The sequence below is a fragment of the Streptomyces sp. NPDC057743 genome (assembly GCF_042798755.1).
Taxonomy (GTDB): Bacteria; Actinomycetota; Actinomycetes; order Streptomycetales; family Streptomycetaceae; genus Streptomyces.
In genome coordinates this window covers 90,109-106,205 of record NZ_JBHVJX010000024.1, presented here as the reverse complement: position 1 = coordinate 106,205, position 16,097 = coordinate 90,109, and the positions used below count along the sequence as shown (strand labels likewise).

The 16,097-nt window shown below is 72.3% G+C and carries 11 protein-coding genes; 4 read left to right on the top strand and 7 right to left on the bottom strand.

Annotated features, from left to right (window positions below):
- Window positions 1–43: 43 nt before the first annotated feature.
- On the top strand, window positions 44–319 hold the full coding sequence (locus ACFVFQ_RS26190; RefSeq protein ID WP_383420239.1) for a DUF1876 domain-containing protein: 276 nt from the start codon (window positions 44–46) through the stop codon (window positions 317–319).
- A 115-nt stretch (window positions 320–434) separates the two neighbouring features.
- Here ACFVFQ_RS26190 and hemW read toward each other — a convergent pair whose 3' ends face one another.
- The 4 genes from hemW to lepA form a co-directional block, all read right to left on the bottom strand.
- A complete protein-coding gene (gene hemW, locus ACFVFQ_RS26185; RefSeq protein WP_376565599.1) occupies window positions 435–1,667 on the bottom strand; it encodes a radical SAM family heme chaperone HemW in 1,233 nt (410 codons plus the stop codon).
- A gap of 184 nt (window positions 1,668–1,851) precedes the next feature.
- Window positions 1,852–3,891: a SpoIIE family protein phosphatase gene (locus ACFVFQ_RS26180; protein WP_383420275.1), complete on the bottom strand. Its 2,040-nt coding sequence runs from the start codon at window positions 3,889–3,891 to the stop codon at window positions 1,852–1,854.
- A gap of 227 nt (window positions 3,892–4,118) precedes the next feature.
- Window positions 4,119–6,008, bottom strand: coding sequence for an AMP-dependent synthetase/ligase (locus ACFVFQ_RS26175; RefSeq protein ID WP_383420237.1), 1,890 nt, complete (start codon window positions 6,006–6,008; stop codon window positions 4,119–4,121).
- A 292-nt stretch (window positions 6,009–6,300) separates the two neighbouring features.
- Window positions 6,301–8,169 (bottom strand): translation elongation factor 4, encoded by a 1,869-nt coding sequence (lepA, locus tag ACFVFQ_RS26170; protein ID WP_383420235.1) that lies wholly within the window; start codon window positions 8,167–8,169, stop codon window positions 6,301–6,303.
- Window positions 8,170–8,408: 239 nt separating this feature from the next.
- Between lepA and rpsT the strand changes: the two genes are divergently transcribed.
- The gene (rpsT, locus tag ACFVFQ_RS26165; RefSeq protein ID WP_274915753.1) at window positions 8,409–8,675 is read left to right on the top strand and encodes a 30S ribosomal protein S20; all 267 of its coding nucleotides are present in this window, start codon (window positions 8,409–8,411) and stop codon (window positions 8,673–8,675) included.
- Between the two features lie 648 nt (window positions 8,676–9,323).
- Window positions 9,324–10,388: a hypothetical protein gene (locus ACFVFQ_RS26160; protein ID WP_383420233.1), complete on the top strand. Its 1,065-nt coding sequence runs from the start codon at window positions 9,324–9,326 to the stop codon at window positions 10,386–10,388.
- A 488-nt stretch (window positions 10,389–10,876) separates the two neighbouring features.
- Here ACFVFQ_RS26160 and holA read toward each other — a convergent pair whose 3' ends face one another.
- Window positions 10,877–11,863 (bottom strand): DNA polymerase III subunit delta, encoded by a 987-nt coding sequence (gene holA, locus ACFVFQ_RS26155; protein WP_383420231.1) that lies wholly within the window; start codon window positions 11,861–11,863, stop codon window positions 10,877–10,879.
- Between the two features lie 101 nt (window positions 11,864–11,964).
- Here holA and ACFVFQ_RS26150 point away from each other — a divergent pair, with 101 nt between their 5' ends.
- Complete coding sequence (locus ACFVFQ_RS26150) at window positions 11,965–12,219, top strand: hypothetical protein (RefSeq protein ID WP_383420229.1); 255 nt, start codon at window positions 11,965–11,967, stop codon at window positions 12,217–12,219.
- Window positions 12,220–12,286: 67 nt separating this feature from the next.
- Here ACFVFQ_RS26150 and ACFVFQ_RS26145 read toward each other — a convergent pair whose 3' ends face one another.
- Together ACFVFQ_RS26145 and ACFVFQ_RS26140 are read right to left on the bottom strand one after the other, a co-directional pair.
- Window positions 12,287–13,093, bottom strand: coding sequence for an arylamine N-acetyltransferase (locus tag ACFVFQ_RS26145; protein WP_383420227.1), 807 nt, complete (start codon window positions 13,091–13,093; stop codon window positions 12,287–12,289).
- 169 nt (window positions 13,094–13,262) lie between these two features.
- Window positions 13,263–15,941 carry a ComEC/Rec2 family competence protein gene (locus ACFVFQ_RS26140; protein WP_383420225.1) on the bottom strand — a complete coding sequence of 893 codons (2,679 nt, stop codon included), beginning with the start codon at window positions 15,939–15,941 and terminating at the stop codon, window positions 13,263–13,265.
- Window positions 15,942–16,097: the final 156 nt, after the last annotated feature.

Below are 16,097 nucleotides of genomic sequence, written 5' to 3'. Positions count from 1 at the left end.
TGGTGAGCGCACTCTGGTAACAGCGATTCCGGAGGTGACCGCCATGTTGAAGACCGCTGTCGGATGGCATGTCGAGATGGAATTCGAGGAGGACATCCACCGCACCCGGGCCGCCGCGCTGGTACGGCTGCCGGACGGGACCGAGGTGCGGTCCCATGGTTATGCCAGCCGCCACCCCGCCGACGGGAACCAGCCCCGGGTCGGCGAGGAGGTCGCCGGGGCCAGGGCCCTCAACGACCTGGCGATGCAGCTGCTGACCAAGGCCCACGACGAGATCGACTCGGCATCGGGCCGGTCGTCCCGCCCGTTGACGCACTGATCATCGGGGCGCCGACGCCCCGAGCGTGGTGTGGTGAAGTCCCCGGCGCCTTGGGGGTGTTGGGGGACACGGCGACGCGGCAAGGAGTGCGCGAGCGCCCGGGGCGCCCGGGGCGTCAGTCCACCAGGTCGCGGACGACCGCGTCCGCCAGGAGTCGGCCGCGGAGCGTCAGCACCGCCCGCCCGGCCTCGTACGGGCCGGGCGCCAGGAGGCCGTCGGCCAGCGCGCGGGCGGCGGCGCGGGCGCCCGCGGGGGCGAGGAGATCCAGCGGGCAGCCGGCGGCGAGCCGGAGCTCCAGGAGGATCCGCTCGACGCGGCGGTCCTCGTCGGCCAGCACCTCGCGGCCGGCGCCCGGTGAGCGGCCCTCGGCGAGGGCCTGGGCGTAGGCGGCGGGGTGCTTGACGTTCCACCAGCGGACGCCGCCGACGTGGCTGTGCGCGCCGGGCCCGGCGCCCCACCAGTCGGCGCCGGTCCAGTACAGCTCGTTGTGGCGGCAGCGGGCGGCCTCGGTGGTGGCCCAGTTGGAGACCTCGTACCAGGAGAAGCCGGCGGCGGTCAGGCGCTCCTCGGCGATCAGGTAGCGGTCGGCGTGCACGTCGTCGTCGGTCATCGGGACCTCGCCGCGGCGGATCCGGCGGGCGAGTTGGGTGCCCTCCTCGACGATCAGGGCGTAGGCGGAGATGTGGTCGGGGCCGGCGGCGGTGGCGGCGTCCAGGGAGGCGCGCCAGTCGTCGTCGGACTCCCCTGGGGTGCCGTAGATCAGGTCGAGGTTGACGTGCGCGAAGCCGGCCGCGCGGGCCTCGGCGACGCAGGCTTCGGGGCGGCCCGGGGTGTGCGTGCGGTCGAGGATCTTCAGGACGTGCTGGCGGGCGCTCTGCATGCCGAAGGAGACGCGGTTGAAGCCGCCGGCGCGCAGCTCGGCGAGGTAGCGCGGATCGACGGACTCCGGATTGGCCTCGGTGGTGATCTCGGCGTCGGGCGCCAGGCCGAACTCGTCGCGCAGCGCGGCCAGCATCCGGCCGAGGTCGGCGGCGGGCAGCAGGGTCGGGGTGCCGCCGCCGACGAAGACCGTCTGTACGGGACGGGGGTCGTCGCCCAGTACCTTGCGGGCCAGCCGGACCTCCTCGACGAGGGTGTCGGCGTAGTTGTCGCGGGAGGCCAGGGCGCCGCCGCGGCCGCGCAGTTCGCTCGCGGTGTAGGTGTTGAAGTCGCAGTAGCCGCAGCGGGTGGCGCAGTACGGCACGTGCAGATAGAAGCCGAGGGGGCGCTCGGCGGCGCCGGTCAGCGCATGGCGGGGCAGCGCCCCGTCCTCGGGCATCGGCTCACCATCTGGCAGTGCGGAAGGCATGGGGTCCATTGTCCGTCATGCCGAAGGGTTCCGGTTCGGGGCCCGGAATACCTCCCCCACCCGCCCGGTTGTGGCCCCACAGGGGGCCCTCGCGTCCCCTACGGGACCCGTTCGACCGTCCCCTCCGGGCCGCCCGCCCCACGGCCGCCCGCCCCCTAGGGGGCCCATCCCTTAGGGCCGCCCCCTAGGGGCGCCCACCCCCACCCGCCGCCTGGAGGACCATCAGGGCCAGGTCGTCGTCGGGCGGGGTCGGTCCGAAGGCATGGACGGTGCGGCGGATGTGTTCGGCGATGGCCTCGGCGCTGCGTCCCGCGGTCGCGGCGAGCGCGCCGGCCAGACCGTCCTCGTCGTCGAAGAGCCGCCGGCCGCAGCGCCGCTCGGTCACCCCGTCGGTGACGCACAGCAGCGTCTCCCCGGGGCGCAGATCAAAGGACTCGCTGACGTAGACCGCCTCCTCGACGACGCCCAGCAGCATCTGCGGCGCCGCGACGACCCGGACCGCGCCGTCGGTGCCCAGCACCAACGGGAGCGGATGGCCGGCGCTGGCCAGGGTGCAGCGGGCGCCGCCGGCGCCGCCCCCGTACGGGACGATCTCGCCGTAGAGGAGCGAGAGGAAGCGGGCCTGTTCGCCCTCCTCGCGGATCTCCACGGGGGACTCCGCGCCCGCGCCGGCCGCCGCCACCGCCGCCGCGACGGCCGCGACGGAGTCCGAGGCTTCCCTGGCCATGGTCTTGTTGAGCCGGTCGAGGACCTCGGAGACGCCGAAGCCGTCGCGGGCCAGCAGCCGCAGTACGGGGCGGGCGAGTCCGGTGACCGCGGCCGCCTCCGGGCCGCTGCCGCAGACGTCGCCGAGGGCGAAGCACCAGCGGCCGTCGCCGGCGTCGAAGAGGTCCCAGAAGTCCCCGCCGGCCCAGGCGCCCTCGCGCGGCTCGTAGACGACCGCCGACGCCACTCCGGGGACCCGGGCCCGGCCCTGCGGCAGCAGCCGGCGCTGGAGGACCCGGCTGATGCGTTCCTGGCGGCTGTAGGCGCGGGCGGTGGCGACCGCGCGGGCGGCCCGCCGGCACAGGTCCTCGATCAGCGCCGCCACCTCGCCGGGGAACCGCCGCAGCCCGGCCCGCCCGAGCAGTACGGTGCCCAGCCGCCGGCCGCCGGTGACCAGCGGGCAGGCCAGTGCCGCGCCGCCGAACTCCCCGTCGCCGACCGGCTCGTCCGGCCAGGGCACCGGCACCGGCCGGTTGCCGGCGGTGGCGTCGGTCTCCAGGCCCGGCGGCTCCTTCTCCAGCGCGGTGCGCAGCGCGTCGATCCGGCACTCGTACATGTGCCAGACGCGGGCGAGCCGCGGCGCCTCGCCGTCCTCGGTGAGGCCGCGGCCGGGGGCGCCGCCGTCGCCGTCGTGCAGCCACACCGCGCACCAGTCGGCGAGCCGTGGGACGATCAACTGGGCGGCCAGCGAGGCGACTTGGTCGGCGTCGAGCTGCCCGGAGAGCAGGTCGGACGCCTCCGCGAGGAAGGAGAGCGCGCCGCTGTCGACGCCCCCGCGGCCGGGTGCCGGGCGGTCCTCGGGCGGGGCGGGGCGGCGCGGCACCGGGGCGAGGAGTTCGGAGGTCCGCAGGGCGCGCCGGAACGCCCGGTCGTCGTGGGCGTCCGCGGTGGCGTAGGCGTCGCAGGCGTCGTCGACGGTGTCCGGTTCCGGCCAGCTGGCGTCGGGGGCGCCGACCGGCAGTCGGAACCACACCGTCTTCATCGCCCGCCGGTAGGTGACGCCCCAGGCTTCGGCGACCGCGCTGATCAACCGGAGCCCGTGGCCGCCGCCTTCGGGGGCGCCGGTGTCCTCGCGGGCCCGTACGGGCTGGGTGGGGTGTCGGTCGGAGACCTCGATGACCAGTCCGGGGCGGGGCGGCTCCTCGGTGGCGGCGTCCGGGGCGTCGTCGGGGTGCGGCAGCGGCTCCTCGGCGGGGTCGAGCCGGCAGAGGAGTTCGACGGTGGTGCCCGCGTGCACCACCGCGTTGGTCACCAACTCGCTGACCAGCAGCACCGTTTCGTCCGCCAGCCGTTCGGTGAGGCGGTCGGCGCCGGGCAGCCCCCGCGCGCGCCACTGCGCGAAGGCGGCCCGGACGAACTGCCGCGCGGCCGCCGCGGCCCGCGGGTCCCCGGGCAGCGTGGCGCGCAGGGTGCGGGCGGCGGGCCCTGCGATGTCGTTCCGTCCGGCCGTAGTTGTCATCCTCATTGAGCAACTCCCGAGCGGTTCCCCAGCGGCGCCGGATGCGCCTCCCGCCAGGGTGACAGAACGAGCGCACGCATAAGCGGTGAGTCACGGAAGTGCGTGGTCAGAGGCGGTGACGTGGCTGACGCGGGACGAGACCGGCCCGCTGAGCCTCCCAGGGGCCGGCGGCGAACGGGGCGCGGTGCGGGCCCGCCGGAGCGTGCGCCCGCATCGCGCCCTCCCGATTACGCCTCCCGCGCGCCGGCGTACATCTCGTCGAGCAGGTCCTTGAACGCCCGCTCCACCACCGGCCGTTTGATCTTGAGGCTGGGGGTGATCTCCCCGTGCTCGATGTCCAGATCGCGCGGCAGCAGCCGGAACTTGCGGATCTGCTGCCACCTCTGGAGCCCCTCGTTGACGCGCTCCACGTAGCCGTCGATCAGCGCGCGGACCTGGTCGGTGGCGACGACCTCGGCGTAGCTCTTGCCGCCCAGGCCGTGCTCCTTGGCCCAGGTGAGGATGGTCGGCTCGTCCAGGGCGATCAGGGCGGTGCAGAAGTTCCGGTTGGCGCCGTGCACCACCACGTTGGAGACGAACGGACAGACGGCCTTGAACTGGCCCTCCACCTCGGCGGGGGCGATGTACTTGCCGCCGGAGGTCTTGATGAGGTCCTTCTTGCGGTCGGTGATCCGCAGGTAGCCGTCGGCGGACAGCTCGCCGATGTCGCCGGTGTGGAACCAGCCGTCCTCCTCCAGCACTTCGGCGGTCTTGTCGGGCAGGCCGTGGTAGCCCTGCATGATGCCGGGGCCGCGCAGCAGGATCTCGCCGTCCTCGGCGATCCGCACCTCGGTGCCGGGCATCGGCTTGCCGACGGTGCCGGTGCGGTACGCCTCGCCGGGGTTGACGAAGCTGGCGGCGCTGGACTCCGTCAGGCCGTAGCCCTCCAGGATGTGGATGCCGGCGCCGGAGAAGAAGTAGCCGATGTCCGGGGCGAGGGCGGCGGAGCCGGAGATCGCGGCGCGCAGCCGGCCGCCGAACGCCTCGCGCAGCTTGGCGAAGACGAGGGCGTCGGCGACCTTGTGCTTGGCGGCGAGCGTGAACGGCACCGAGGCGTTGCCGGTGTGGCGGAAGTTCTCCTGGGAGGTCTTGGCGTACTCCCGGGCCACCTCGGCCGCCCACTGGAAGATCTTGTACTTGGCGGCGCCGCCCTCCCGGGCCTTGGCCGCGACGCCGTTGTAGACCTTCTCGAAGATCCGCGGGACGGCGGCCATGTAGGTGGGCCGGACCACCGGAAGGTTCTCGATGATCTTGTCGACCCGGCCGTCCACCGCGATCACGTGGCCGACGGAGATCTGCCCGGCGGTCAGCACCTTCCCGAAGACGTGCGCCAGCGGCAGCCAGAGGTACTGCTCGTCGTCCGCGGTGATCAGCCCGGTGGCCTGGAGGGCGCGGGCCATGTACGCCCAGCAGTCGTGCGCCAGCCGGACGCCCTTGGGGCGGCCGGTGGTGCCGGAGGTGTAGATCAGGGTGGCCAGTTGGTCGGCGCGGAGCGCGGCGACCCGTTCCTTGACGCACTCCGGGTGCTGCTCCAGGTAGGCGGTGCCGCGCTTCTCCAGTTCGGCGAGGGAGAGCACCCACCCCTCGGGGTCGTCCTCGGCCAGCTGGGCGTCGGTCTCGTCGATGACCACGACGTGGGCCAGCTCGGGGAGTTCGGCGCGTTTGGCGCGGGCCTTGGCGAGCTGTGCGGCGTTCTCCGCGATCAGCACCCGGCTGCCGGAGTCGGCCAGGATGAAGGCGGTCTCGTCGGCGTTGGTGGAGGGGTAGACGGTGGTGGTGGCGGCGCCGGAGCAGAGCACGCCGAGGTCGGCGAGGATCCACTCGACGCGGGTGTTGGCGGCCAGCGCCACCCGCTCCTCGGGGCGGATGCCGAGCGAGATCAGCCCGGCGGCCGCGGCGAGGACCCGCTCGGCGGCCTGGGCCCAGGTCAGCGTCTTCCAGTCGTCCGGTCCGGTGCCTGAGGCCGGCGGGACGGGATAGCGGTATGCCTCGGTATCCGGGGTGGCCGCGACCCGCTCCAGGAAGAGGGTCGCCACCGAAGGCGGCCGGTTGTCGATCAGCGTGTGAGTGTCGGTCACGGCGTCCTCCGGGGCCCGCTTCGTTGCTGGTGACTCGCGAGTAACCTTTGAGCAGTGATCAGAGTAGAGCCCGTGACGCTGCCACGTAAGGGTCTGCACCCGACTGGTTCACGATGTGACCCGCACGAAAGGTGCACATGACACACGCTTGACCGGCGGGCCGACCAGGAACGACGACGGGGCGCCGGCTCCCGTCAAGGAACCGACGCCCCGCGAGCGGGCGCAGCGCCCACCACGCCCAACTACGCCCCGTTTGGGGCTACTTCTTCCGCTTCTTCGTCCTGCCGCTCCGCTACTTCTTCTTCGCGTCGCCGTCGGAGTCCGAGGACAGCACCGCGATGAAGGCCTCCTGCGGGACCTCCACGCTGCCGACCATCTTCATCCGCTTCTTGCCTTCCTTCTGCTTCTCCAGCAGCTTCCGCTTACGGGAGATGTCACCGCCGTAGCACTTGGCGAGGACGTCCTTGCGGATGGCGCGGACCGTCTCACGGGCGATGACCCGGCTGCCGATGGCGGCCTGGATCGGCACCTCGAAGCTCTGCCGCGGGATCAGCTCGCGCAGCTTGGCCACCAGCCGCACGCCGTACGCGTACGCCTTGTCCTTGTGCGTGATCGCGGAGAACGCGTCGACCTTGTCGCCGTGCAGCAGGATGTCGACCTTGACCAGGTCGGCCGTCTGCTCGCCGGTGGGCTCGTAGTCCAGCGAGGCGTAGCCGCGGGTCTTGGACTTGAGCTGGTCGAAGAAGTCGAAGACGACCTCGGCGAGCGGCAGGGTGTAGCGGATCTCGACCCGGTCCTCGGAGAGGTAGTCCATGCCCAGCAGCGAGCCGCGGCGGTTCTGGCACAGCTCCATGATCGCGCCGATGAACTCGCTGGGCGCCAGGATCGTGGCCCGGACCACCGGCTCGTGCACCGTGTCGATCTTGCCGACCGGGAACTCGCTGGGGTTGGTGACGGTGTGCTCCGTCCCGTCCTCCATCAGCACCCGGTAGATCACGTTGGGCGCGGTGGCGATCAGGTCGAGCCCGAACTCCCGCTCCAGACGCTCCCGGATGACCTCCAGGTGCAGCAGGCCCAGGAAGCCGACGCGGAAACCGAAGCCCAGGGCCGCCGAGGTCTCCGGCTCGTAGACCAGCGCGGCGTCGTTGAGCTGGAGCTTGTCCAGGGCGTCGCGCAGCTCGGGGTAGTCCGAGCCGTCGAGCGGGTACAGCCCGGAGAACACCATCGGCTTGGGGTCCTTGTAGCCGCCCAGCGGCTCCTCGGCACCCTTGGTGAGCTGGGTGATCGTGTCGCCGACCTTGGACTGCCGGACGTCCTTCACGCCGGTGATCAGATAGCCGACCTCGCCGACGGACAGGCCGTCGGCCGACTTCATCTCCGGCGAGTTCGTCCCGATCTCCAGCAGCTCGTGCGCGGCGCCGGTGGACATCATCTTGATCCGCTCACGCTTGCTGAGCGTGCCGTCGACGACCTTCACGTACGTCACGACGCCGCGGTACGCGTCGTAGACCGAGTCGAAGATCATCGCGCGGGCGGGGGCGTCCTTGACGCCGACCGGGGACGGCACCTCGCGGACGACGCGGTCCAGCAGCTCGGGCACGCCGACGCCGGTCTTGGCGGAGACCTTCAGGACGTCCTCGGGCTCGCAGCCGACGAGGTTCGCCAGCTCGGCGGCGAACTTCTCGGGCTGCGCGGCCGGCAGGTCGATCTTGTTGAGGACGGGGATGATCGTGAGGTCGTGCTCCATCGCCAGGTAGAGGTTGGCGAGGGTCTGGGCCTCGATGCCCTGGGCGGCGTCGACGAGGAGGATGCAGCCCTCGCACGCGGCGAGGGACCGGGAGACCTCGTAGGTGAAGTCGACGTGGCCCGGGGTGTCGATCATGTTCAGGATGTGGGTCGCGCCACTTCCTTCGCCCTCGGAGGGCGCCCACGGCAGCCTGACCGCCTGGGACTTGATCGTGATGCCGCGCTCGCGCTCGATGTCCATGCGGTCGAGATACTGCGCGCGCATCTGCCGCTGGTCGACGACGCCGGTGAGCTGGAGCATCCGGTCGGCGAGCGTCGACTTGCCGTGGTCGATGTGCGCGATGATGCAGAAGTTACGGAGGAGCGCCGGGTCGGTACGGCTCGGCTCCGGCACGTTCGTAGGGGTCGCGGGCACGCAGGGTCCATTCAGTGAACGCGGGTAGGCGGGACTCGGTCTTGTGAGGTCTCCCCCCATCGTCCCATGAGCGCCGGGGGTGGGGCGGTTCGGGCATCCGGGACGGGCGGGACGAGGGCCGGCCCGTAGCCCGGTTTGGGCGCGCGTAAACCCTGCTGGTAGCCTGGTCCACTGCGCTTCGTGCCCTCTCTCGTGCGAGGCGCAACTCGAAACTCCAACGAACCTGAAAAGGCTCTTTCGTGGCGAACATCAAGTCCCAGATGAAGCGGATCAAGACCAACGAGAAGGCTCGTCAGCGCAACAAGGCTGTCAAGTCCTCGCTGAAGACCGCGATCCGTCGCACCCGCGAGGCCATCGAGGCCGGTGACCTGGAGAAGGCCACCGCCGCGCAGGCCCTGGCGGCCCAGAAGCTCGACAAGGCCGTCAGCAAGGGTGTGCTGCACAAGAACAACGCCGCCAACAAGAAGTCGGCGCTGGCCAAGAAGGTCGCCGCCCTCAAGGGCTGACCTCCACCCGACCGCGCTCGTCGCGGTCACCCCTGCCGTTCAGGGATCCAGCGGCCCCTCTCACCGCTCCCTGCCGGTGCACCACCGCGCCGCACGCGGCCTGCGTTCGCCACGCGGGTGCGGCGCCCAGGCTCTCCGCGGAATCCAATCCGCTGAGCGCCACCCATAAACCCATAACTAGATCCACACGCCGTGGGATTCACGGAGATCCGTGGAGCTCCAGGGAGATCCGCAGACATCCACAGAGATCCACGGTGTGTGGACGGGAAGACCCCGCCAGTGCCTTTTGGGCCGGCGGGGTTTTTCGTTGGGGTTTGGTTGGGTTGTCGTCGGGTTTTCGTCGGGTTTTCGTCGGGTTTTCGTCGGGGTGAGTCGGGTTGGGGGCTGGGGGGGTTCTGGTGGGTGATGGGGCTTTCGTTGCTTGGTGAGTTGGTCGTTCTGTGTTGAGGCGATCGTTGTGCGATGAGGCGGTCGTTACGTGTTGGGGGATTGGTACGTAGCGGGGTGCTCGCTACGTAGCGGGGTGCTTGTCGTGGGTGGGGCACGCGGGGAGGCGGGGGAGAGCGCGGGGCGCTGAGCTGTCGGCCGTGGGGCGGCGGGCCGCTATGGGCCGGGGCCAATGCCGGAGTTGTCCGCTACGCTGCCGCCATGTCCAATACGGGGGACCAGAACGATCCCTTCCCGGCGCCACAGCCTCCCGCCTACGGCCCGCCGCCCGCACCGCAACCGCCGGTGCCCGCCCAGCAGAACCCCTACGCCCAACCGCTCCCGCAGGGTCCGCAGGGCCCCCAGGGTCCGCCCCCGGGAGCGCCACCCGCGCCGCCGCCCCAAGTACCGGGCGGCTACGGCTATCCGACGCCAGACACCTCGGGGGTACCAGGTGTACCAGGCGTACCGGGTGCGGCCTACGGGTCGCCGCCCGGCGGGGGGCCTGGCGTTGCCCCTGGCCCGCTCCCCGGCGCCGTCCCCGGCATCGAGGCGCCCCGTCAGGGCACCGCTGCCTCCGCCTCCGCCTCCGGCTGGCTGTGGGCCGTCGGCGGCGCAGTGGCCGCCACCGCGATCGGGGCGTCCGTGCTGTTCGCCACCGGCGCGTTCTCTTCGGAGCCCGCCCCCCAACTCAAGGGCTACGCCTACCGGTCCGACCTGTGCGCCGCGACCTCCCTCACCCCGTTCGAGGGCGCCGGGTACAAGGCGAAACCGAGCCCCGGCAGCGGCACCGGCTCGGGTTCGGGTACGCCCGGCGCACCGAGCCCGTCGTCCCCGCCGAACCCGCAGCACAGCGGGGCCCGGATGACCTCCATGGACTCGATGTGGTGCAACGTCTCCCTCACCGCGGACAACGCCGGCCCCACCGCCGGCTACGCCTCGACCTGGGTCTACAACTCCGCCACCCTGCACAAAAAGGCCGACCCGGCCCCGGAGTTCGCCGACATCTACCGCTCCTACGAGAAGCAGCAGACCTCGGTCACGTACAAGGTCGAGCCCGTGTCCGGCATCGGCGACGAGGCGTACCTCATCACCCGCAACGGCGTCCCCGGCAGCAACAACAACTCCTACGTGATCCTCGCCGTCCGCGACGGCTGGATGACGTACCAGTCGACCTGGTCCAGCTATACGCCGAGCAGTAGCGGCACCAAACCGCCGACGCCGGCCGAGATCGCCACGATGCTGGAAACCGGCACGAAGGAAACCCTCAAGCAGCTACAACGCTGAACCCCCGGATTGGGGCGCCGGATTGGGGCGCCGGATTGGGGCGCCGGATTGGGGCGCTGGGTTGGTACGTCAGCTTGGGACGTCGGCTTGGATTAGAGCGTCGGCTTGGAGCGTCGAGTGACCGGGACGGGGCGCCGACGGGTGCGGTGCCGGGGCGAGTACCGGGGTGCGGTGTCGCGCCCGGCCGCGCCGAACTGCGGTGCGGGGCGGCGGAAACGGGCCGGGTGAGGGGCTCGGCTCGGGTGAGGGCTGTGCTGCGGTAGTGCCTCGGCTGAACTGCGGTGGCTGGCGCCGGACTTCGCCGATTGACTGACCGGCTGATTGACCGGGGCGGTTGATCGACCCGGTCGACCGGTCGACCCGGTCGGCTGCCGTGTTGGTGCGCTGGCTCCGCGATGCCAGCGCACCTCGCCACCGCCGCGCCGCCCGCGCCGCCGGCTCGCCACCTCGTCGGGCTCGTCACCTCGGCGGGCGCGCCAACACCGCCGCTACCGCCGCGAGCGGGCCGCCCGCGCGATCGCCACCACGGCCTTCTCCAGGGCGTATTCGGGGTCGTCCCCACCGCCCTTGACCCCCGCGTCGGCCTCGGCCACCGCGCGCAACGCCGTCGCCACGCCGTCCGCGGACCAACCGCGCATCTGCTGCCGGACCCGGTCGATCTTCCAGGGCGGCATGCCCAGTTCGCGGGCGAGGTCGCCGGGGCGGGCGCCGCGCGGGGCGGAGGCCAGCTTGCCGATGGACCGGACGCCCTGCGCCAACGCGCTGGTGATCATGACGGGGGCGACGCCGGTCGCGATCGCCCAGCGCAGCGCCTCCAACGCCTCGGCGGCCCGCCCTTCGACCGCACGGTCGGCGACGGTGAAGCTGGACGCCTCCGCGCGGCCGGTGTAGTAGCGCGCGACCACGGCGTCGTCGATCGTGCCCTCGACGTCGGCTGCCAACTGCGCGCACGCGGACGCCAGCTCGCGCAGATCGCTGCCGATGGCGTCCACCAGCGCCTGGCAGGCTTCCGGCGTGGCCGAGCGGCCGGACGCCCGGAACTCGCCGCGGACGAAGGACAGGCGGTCCGCGGGCTTGGTCATCTTGGGGCAGGCCACTTCGCGTGCCCCCGCCTTACGGGCCGCGTCCAACAGCCCCTTGCCCTTGGCGCCTCCGGCATGCAGCAGCACCAGGGTGATCTCCTCGGCGGGCGAGCCGAGGTACGCCTTCACGTCCTTGACGGTGTCCGCCGACAGGTCCTGGGAGGCGCGCACCACCACGACCTTGCGCTCGGCGAAGAGCGAGGGGCTGGTCAGCTCGGCGAGGGTGCCGGGCTGCAGCTGGTCGGGGGTGAGGTCGCGCACATCGGTGTCCGCGTCGGCCGCCCGGGCAGCGGCCACCACCTGCTGCACCGCGCGGTCGAGCAGCAGCTCCTCCTGCCCCACCGCGATCGTGACGGGGGCGAGCGGGTCGTCGTTAGCTGTCTTCCTGGCCATCGCGTCCAGCATCCCACGCCCCACTGACAACCCCGCCCGCACCGGGCCCCGGGCACCCGCCCCCGGTGCTCAGTCGCTCGCCCCTGACCGACAATGGACCGGTGAACGACACCCACCACGGACGCCACGTCCTCGTCCTCCCCGACCGCGACGCCGCCGAGGAAGTGGCCGAGGCCCTGACGGAACGCTTCGGCGTCACCGAAGAACCCCAGCTCGTACGGGACGCCCTGGCCGGCGAGGACGACGCCGAGGACGCGCAGTGGCTGGTCGTGGTCGAGGACCCCGACTCCTCCTACGACGCGGCCGGCCTGGCCGCCCTCGCCGGGGAGTACGACGGCTGGCGCGAGACCGAGTAACGCGGGAGACGCCAGGACGGGAGGCACCGGGACCGGAGGCATCAGAGCCGGAGGCGCCAAAGTGGGTTCAGCCCCTCCGCTCGTCCTCCTCCCCCGCGCGCTCCTCCTGGACGAGGGCCGGCTCCCGGTCCAACACGATGCCGAAATGGCTGCGGTAGGCCGGCAGGACCTCCGCCGCCGCCAGCTCGCGCTCCTCCCGGGCGCCCTCGGCACCGGTGAGCACCAACGTGCGCCCGGAGAGCGTCACCCGGCCGGTCTCCGTGAGCCGCGAGCAGACCAGCGACCGCCTGAAATGCGACTTCGGCGACGTCCGCTGCCACCAGCAGCCGGCCTCGAAGTCCGCGAGCTCACGCGGGCGTTGCTCCAGCCTGTACTGCGGCTCCCCGTCCCGGTAGACGTCGAGGTCCCCCTCCCTGGTCTCCACTATGCGGAAGCGCCCGCCGGGGTCCGCCTGCTCCGCATCACTGTCCAGCCGCAGCGGGTAGTGGCTGTGCCGCCCGAATCCGACGTCCGCGAGCCAGGACCCGCTGGACGTGCGGACCCGCAGCGCCAGGTGGTCGTAGGGAATCCCGATCCCCTCGGGCCCGAACACCCGCGCCGAGAGCAGCTCGACCTCATACCCCAAGGCCCGGAGCAGCGCCGCGAACGCGCCGTTGAGCTCGTAACAGAACCCGCCGCGGCGGGCCCCGACGATCTTGTCCAGCAGCGACTGCTCCGCGAGCACGATCTCCTCTTCCAAGTGAATGGCGAGGTTCTCGAACGGCACGGCCCGCAGATGGCTCAGGTGCAACGCGCGCAGCGCCTCATCGCCGGGTGCGCCCGGCCGGTCGGCGGATATCCGCCGAAGGTAAGCATCCGCGGTGGCCTCGTCCATCAGATCTGCGTCCTCTCCCTGTGTCGTCTCTCCATCGTCTCTGCTCCAACAATTCGCCGTGGCATCAACCGTCGCCGTTGCAACGGCTGTCGCGATTGCACTGATCGTCGCTGGTGCGCTGGTCGTCGTCGCTGGTGCATGGCCCAGGTTCAACCGGTCGTGGCAACAGTCATCTGTGATGCGTCGGTCGTCTCTGCTGCGTCAATCCTCTCTGCTGCATCAGTCGTCTCTGCTGCACGCATCGGCCGCACCGGCTTCTGTACCGACGTCCTGACCGACGCCCGGACCGATGTCTCAACCGGCACCTGGAACGGCTGTTGGGCCGGCTCCTGGGGCGACGTCTGGATCGGTATCCAGGTCGATATCCGGTCCCGCCTCCGCCTCCGCCTTCGGAGCGCCCCCTGGGTCGGCGGCCGCCGACCACCGCGGACAGCTTTCCAGGGGTGCCGACCACCGCGATGGCGCCGTCGGTGTCGGTACGCAGCACCAGGGTGCCCCGGGCCCGCAACGCCGCGATGGTGCGCGGTGCGGGATGCCCGTACGGGTTGCCGGCGCCGCAGGAGACGAGCGCCAGGCGCGGTATCAGGCGCTGCATCAACTCGGGGTCCTGATAGGCGGAACCATGGTGCGCCACCTTCAGGACGTCGACGGCGGCCAGCTCCGGGTGGGCGGCCAACAACGCCTGCTGAGCCGGCGGTTCGAGATCGCCCAGCAGCAGGACGGTCAGTCCGCCCGTCCGGACCAGCAGGGTGACGCTCGCATCGTTGGGCCCGGAGAACTCGCCGGCGTCGGGCGGCGACGGTTCCGGCCCGTCCACGCCCGGCCTCGGCGCCAACGGGGCGGTCGGCCAGAGGACTTCCCACGTAAGCGCCCCCAGATGGCGCCGCTCCCCCGGCGCCGCACGGATGACGGGGACCTTGGCCTCGGCCGCGAGGCCCCGCACGAACTTCGCCTGGCTATAGGGCGCTTGGAGCGTCGTGGTCTCGATCGCCCCGACCGAACGCCCGCGCAGCACCCCGGGCAGACCGTCCACGTGATCCGCGTGAAAATGCGTGAGAACGAGTAACGGGATCCGGCGGACACCCAGCTCGGTCAGACAACGGTCGATGGCGCGGGGCTCGGGCCCGGCGTCCACCACCAGCGCCGTACCGTCGCCGGCCGCCAGCACCAACCCGTCACCCTGCCCCACATTGCACGCCACCACCCGCCAGTCCGGCGGCGGCCAGCCGGTCAGCACCCGCGTCAACGGCGTGGGGCGGAACACCGCCAGGACCACGGCCAGCGCGCACAGCACACTCAGCCAACGGCGGCGCAACACCCGCCGGCCGACCGCCAACAGCACCACGGTGACGCCGGCGAGCGTCAGCCCGCCCGTCCAGCCGCCCGTCCACTCGACCTCCGCGCCCGGCAGCGCCGCCCCCGTACGGGCGACACCGGCGATCCACTCGGCCGGCCAACCCGCGCACCACGCCAGCAACTTGGCGACCGGCAGGGCCACCGGAGCCACCGCGAGCGCCGCGAAACCCAGGATCGTCGCGGGCGTCACGGCCAGTTCGGCGAGCAGGTTGCAGGGCACGCCGACCAGGCCCACCCGCGCCGCGATCACCACGATGACCGGCGCGCAGACCGCCTGGGCGGCGGCCGCGGCAGCGATCACCTCGGCGAGCCGGGACGGCACCCGGCGACGCTGGAGGGCGGCGCTCCAGCGGGGAGCGAGCAGGAGCAGGGCACCCGTCGCCAGGACGGAGAGCAGAAACCCGTAACGCCGGGCCAGCCACGGGTCGTAGAGGATCAGGAGCAGGACGGCGGCGGCGAGCGCGGGAAGCAGCGTGCGCCGGCGGCCGGTGCCGATGGCGAGCAGGGTGATCAGCCCGCAGGCGGCGGCCCGCAGCACGCTGGGGTCCGGGCGGCACACCACGACGAAGCCGAGCGCGAGGGCGCCGCCGACCAGCGCGGTGCCACGCAGCGAGAGCCTCAACCGGCGTGCCAACCCGCGCCGTTCGGCCTGGCCGGCGAGGTGCGGTGGGCCGATCAGCACGGTGAGCACGATGGTCAGGTTGCTGCCGGAGACGGCGAGCAGATGCGTCAGATCGGTGGCGCGGAAGGCGTCGTCGAGGTCGGCCGGCACCCGTGAGACGTCGCCCACGACGAGGCCGGGCAGCAGCGCGCGGGCGTCCGGGCGCAGTCCGTCGGTCGCCTCGCGCAGCCCGGCGCGCAGTTTCCCGGCGAGTCGCTGGAGGGCGGACGGTGGCGCCACAACGACCGGCGGGCCGACGGCGGTCACCCGCAGCACGGCGGCCGTCCGCTCCGCCGCCATCAGCGCCGGCGCGGCACGCGCCGTCACCCGGACCCGAGTCGACGGCAGCAACTTCCGCCACTCCGGCGCCAACCCAGCCTCGCCTTCGCCCTCGTCTCCATCAGCGAGCCGCCCCTCTCCCGCTTCCCCCACCTCCTCCCGAAGACCTCTCGTGCGCTTCGCGCCCTTCGTGCCCTTCGTTTCGTGCTGCTGCACGACCGCGAGTACGGGGGTGTGAGAGTCGGTGACCGTCCCGTCCGGGGCCGTGATGCGAACGGCGTCGGCGGTGAACACCAGTGCCGGCGGGGTCCGTTGCGACCCCCGCACCTTGGACCGGGTCAACCGGGGATCTCCGGTCAACTCCAGTTCCACCGTGAGCTGGGCGTACCGCTGCGCCCAGGCGGGCAGCGGCCCGCGCCGCACGTCCGCGGCATGCAACGCCGCGGACGCGGCCCCCGCCGCGGCGCACAGCAACACCGCAGCCAACGCCACGAGCGCCCCCGCGGCGCGTCCGCGTCTTGCCCCACGCCCTCGCGCGAACCGACCGAGCACCGGACCGCCACGGCCCCCACCCCCGCCGTCGGCACCTGCGACACGAGAACGGGCAGACGCACCGAACGCGGTCGAATCGCCGGTATCGGCGCTACCGGCGGAATCGGCGGAATCGGCGAAACCCGCTGCCCCCCTCAGACCAATTGAACCGGCCGA